Source organism: Psychrobacter lutiphocae DSM 21542, assembly GCF_000382145.1.
GTDB lineage: Bacteria > Pseudomonadota > Gammaproteobacteria > Pseudomonadales > Moraxellaceae > Psychrobacter > Psychrobacter lutiphocae.
The window spans coordinates 1-4,570 of record NZ_KB907687.1; the positions used below are offsets into that span (position 1 = coordinate 1).

Below are 4,570 nucleotides of genomic sequence, written 5' to 3' on the forward strand. Positions count from 1 at the left end.
TTGTCACTGTCATAATCAATCACCGCAATCGGTCTTAAGCCCACATAGATATAGCGACGCGTTAACGTCTCTTGATTGTCTTTAACCTCAATCTCAGCATCAATCAGTCCTTGTTGCCATAGATAGCGCTGCTCGTGTTTGTCTTTTTTATCGTTACTTGTGGTTTTACTCACTCGCTGCATAGCATGGTTATAGCGATAGTTTGTTTTATTGCCCTTTTCATCTTGATACTGGGTTAATTGACCTCTTGCCCCGTAATTAAACTTGCGCTGTTTTGGTGTATCACTGCTTTGATCTTGAGTACTGATTAAGATTGGGTTGCCTGTATTATCGTATTGATAGCGACATGTTACTTGCCGTTGCCTTTAGTATTTAATGTTTTAAATTTGAGATATTACCTATACTAATAAGCCTACCCTACGTTCTATATGACTAATTATTAGCCATTAAAATAATAATCATTTTTGGTTCTTCATAGTAATTAAAAATCTATAAAAATCAGTATTGTTTCTTACGTGGAAGTCTCTAATGCCATCACCAGCTTCAAACCAATAATTATATTGGTCTCCATCACCGATAAGCATGACATTATCGCCGTTATGAATCACCGCATAAAATTTGTCTGTATGATTTGGCCAGCAATTAACGTTGTTTCTATTCCATGTACTTCTAGGCAAGGTATAAAACATCTCAGCCCATTTCTTCGCTTCTACTGCAAAACTATCTGCTTGCTGCCTATCTGAAAACTTAAATTCTCTAGCGGTACTAATGAGCTTATCATCCTCTAAAATCCACCAACTGTTATCTTCAATAATGTGAGGTTCATAATTAACGAAGTTCGTACAGAAACTCAAACTGCCACTAAATACTGACTTGGCTTCCTCTCCTTTTATCTGTTCAGCCCTAAAGTCAGATAATTTTATTAAAAGGTCATCAATAATGTCGCCTTGCAAATCACTATTTTCGGATTCAATAGCAGCAGGCTCGACTTTTAGCAAACTATTATCCGAATTAGGCAAGTTATCATTATTCTCTAATGAACATCCAGCTAACATCAATATCAAGAAAGAAGACTGCCATATCAATTTCATTTTAAAACCTCCCAAACGGTAGTATCTAGACTAATATCTCTGCTAGTATCTTTAGGTACAATTGCACCATCGATTGGCTTATCACCACGATAGAATTTAGCTGCGCCTATAACGAAGCCTTCCATACTATAGTCCATTCGACTGGGACTCTTATAATGTTCAACTCCGGATAGATCTTCGATAAACAAAAGTGAAGGCTGGTTATTAGTACCTCTTATCATGGCATGTAATCCAACCCCAGTTGTTTGCTTTTTAGAAATAACGACGAGTGTTGAATGGTATTCTCCTGCTAATCCGACTGCATAAACTGCAATTTCATTATTAGGAGTAGCGTCGATGAGTTTTTGACTTACATTGACATTAATATGACCTTTTCCTACTATAGAGTTATGGGATTGAGAAGTGAATTTCTTCCCATCGGATTTAGCTGTAGGCGCTATATTAGACATCTTCCTAGTTTTGTAAGGTCTTAATATTGCCGCCATAGTTCCTCCTTTTTTATAGTCCGTCTTCCCATGTAAAGCTGCTAAATTGCTACTAAAAGCATTTAGACAGCACATAGGACAACTTCTATCTTGAACACTTCTTCCCACTAATGCGTTATGTAATAGATTATTAATCTCATTTGCTGACCAGCTAATCAACCCCCACGGATCCACAGCAGACACAGGATTAGCTCCAGCATAGCCATACGTATTGAGTCCCCCATTAAGTCCAATAGGATCAGAGGTTAAATAGCGTCCCGTCTCAGGATTATAATACCGGTGCCAGTTATAATAATAGCCACTCTCACTATCCTCATACTGACCGGCAAAGCGTAGATTAAACGCAAACGGTTCTTTGTTAATAGTATCGTCTGTTGCATTGGCTTGATTAATAAGATTTAACGACCAACCTGTCTGTTTGGCTTGTATATCTTGGCTGTTATTTTGTGAAATGGCTTTAACCGTCACATTACCAAAGGCATCATACTCCCCTTGCCACACTGTCTGCTGGTTATCATTACTCACCTGCTGCGGTGTACCCAAATGATCGGTATGAATAGTATAGATATTAGGTAGGTTGTTTTGATCGTAGTCGATGACCGCAATCGGTCTTAAGCCCACATAGATATAGCGACGCGTTAACGTCTCTTGATTGTCTTTAACCTCAATCTCGGCATCAATCAGTCCTTGTTGCCATAGATAGCGCTGCTCATGGTCTGCTGTGATTTTACTAACTCGCTGCATCGCATGATTATATCGATAGCTAGCGTTATTGCCCTTATCATCCTGATACTCGGTTAATTGTCCTCTAGCGCCATAGCTAAACTTACGCTGTTTTGGTGTGTCACTGCTTTGGTCTTGAGTGCTGATTGAGGTTGGGTTACCTGCTTCATCGTATTGATACTGATGCGTCTTATCATCTTGTTCAATGCTCAGCAGTTGATCTGTGCCTGTCTTATAGGTATAACGACTTTGTGTGTTTGCATTACCATAAGTCAATCTGTTGCCATTTAAGTCATAGTTAAACTGCTCTTGTTGTCTGCCTTGACTACTAACGCTGATCAGCTCCCCATAACGATTATAGTCAAGCTGCTCATCCTGACTTTGTCCGTCTTGATGTGTGGTCGTCTTGATAATTTGGCTGTCTTTATCATAGGTAAGCGCTTTTTTATAGTTGCCGTCTTGCCAGGTTATGAGTCTGCCTGCTTTGTCATATTCAGCTTTTGCAGTATGTCCATTACTGTGAGTAAAGCCTAATAGACCGCGTATACTGTCGCTTTGTATGTCTGATATTAAAGCGGTACTGTTATGATCTGGATTTACTTTGCGAATAAGACGCTCAAACCAGTTTGTTGCTGGCGCTTGATACATGACTGTCACTGGATTGCTAATGTCATTGTATTGATAGGTTAGGGTTGCGCCTTCGACTAAGCCTACTTTATGCAGGCGTCCTGTGTCGTCATACTGATAACTGGTTTGCCACTGTTTGTCGCTGTCTTTAAATTGTACTGATTCTAAAGTTAGGCGACCTTGGGTGTCATAGCTGTAGTGGGTGGTTTGGGTAGGATCTGCTATTTGGGTAAGATGAGCACCGTTGTAGGTGTATTGTATGTTCTCACAGCTTGATGATATGACTTGGCTATCTGTTCCAAATGTGCAGTATTTAGTGGCAATAAGTCTGCCTGCTTTATCATAGCTGGCTATTTGTTGATTCGTCGCACTTTGGATAAGAGTAGGTTGGTCGTTTAGATTGTATTGGACAATGGATTCGCCAGTGTTAGCGTCTTTAGCATAGATCACACGTCCGAAGTCGTCATAGACACGATTGTAGGTGGCACCCTCTGGCAGTACGACCTTTTTGATAAGTCCCTGTGGGTTGGTTTCAATTTCTATACTGGCGTTCGCTTCTAGTAGGTCATCAGCAGGATTAAAGGTACCTTCTTGATTTGGTGGATCACTAAGGTTTGTGTTTTGATAGCCCTTACTTATACCTGTGTCTACTATGCTCAGTTGAGTGTTATCATTTGTAATAAGAGCTGGGTTGTTAGATTCGTTTGTCAAGACATTAGGATCAATAACCACACGACCTTTATCGTCTAACCATTGACGCTTGATAAGTTGTCCTTCTGTGTTGTACTCACTTACTATCTGCTGTCCGTCATAGGTATGATAGGTGGTTTGTTGCTTGCTGTCATCATACTCAGCGGTAATGGTCTGACCCAACTGGTTTTGCCATTTAATCGGGCGTTGTTTGTTGTCATAGTCGATTGTGATGTGCTGGTCACCTCGGTGCATCTTAATGGGTAGTGCATCGGTATTGTATTCAAAGGTGGTGGTTACACCGTCAGTAGCGGTAAACTCGGTAGGAACACTCTTTCCGGCAATGGTTGTGTTTTTAAATTCTTCACTAAGACCTTCAGGGTAGTTGATCTGGGTAATGTATTCCCCCATGTCATCCCATATATATTCAGTTGTTACCGTCTCGCTTTTACCATTGTCTTGTTCGCTTATCGGAGTGTCGATGGCGACAACCACATATTTGCCATTGATTTTACGGTAATGAAATTGTGTGGTGCGCTTGATTGAAGCGTCTGCTGTATTTTGCTTATTCAAATCATGACTGCTAATTGCTGGTCGATACCCCACCTCAGTCATTGAGACAACATTACCCCGCTCATCATAGCTAAGCTTTACTTGAGCTTCTCTACCCTTAACCACACTAGGACGGCTAATGGTGGTAGGCTGCATTGGATAGTCTGGATTGCCATATGCATAGCTTTGCCAAGTTTGTTCACCTTGTGCACTGCTCTGTACTACTTTGATGATCCGACCTATCTTATCAAACTCTCTTTGAGTGGTAGATACTACTTCTCCCTCATCATCAAGCTTGTTTTCTTTTATCACTCGCCCTGCATTATCATACTCATAGCTGACATTGGTCGGACCACAGGTGGCACATCCTGCACCTTTGACTGAGATGAGCTGTTCTTGATC

2 protein-coding genes are annotated in these 4,570 nt (G+C 40.7%); both read right to left on the reverse strand.

The features are described from left to right. Nucleotides 1–458: 458 nt before the first annotated feature. The gene (locus H140_RS0113495; protein WP_019674170.1) at nucleotides 459–1,091 is read right to left on the reverse strand and encodes a hypothetical protein; all 633 of its coding nucleotides are present in this window, start codon (nucleotides 1,089–1,091) and stop codon (nucleotides 459–461) included. After that, on the reverse strand, nucleotides 1,088–4,570 hold a 3,483-nt coding region (locus H140_RS0113500; protein ID WP_019674171.1), incomplete at its 5' end, for an RHS repeat domain-containing protein. The genes H140_RS0113495 and H140_RS0113500, both read right to left, overlap by 4 nt.

What these genes read in the sequence shown, in the direction of transcription:
- H140_RS0113495 (WP_019674170.1), bottom strand. Translation starts at nt 1,091, where the DNA reads ATGAAATTGATATGGCAGTCTTCTTTCTTGATATTGATGTTAGCTGGA.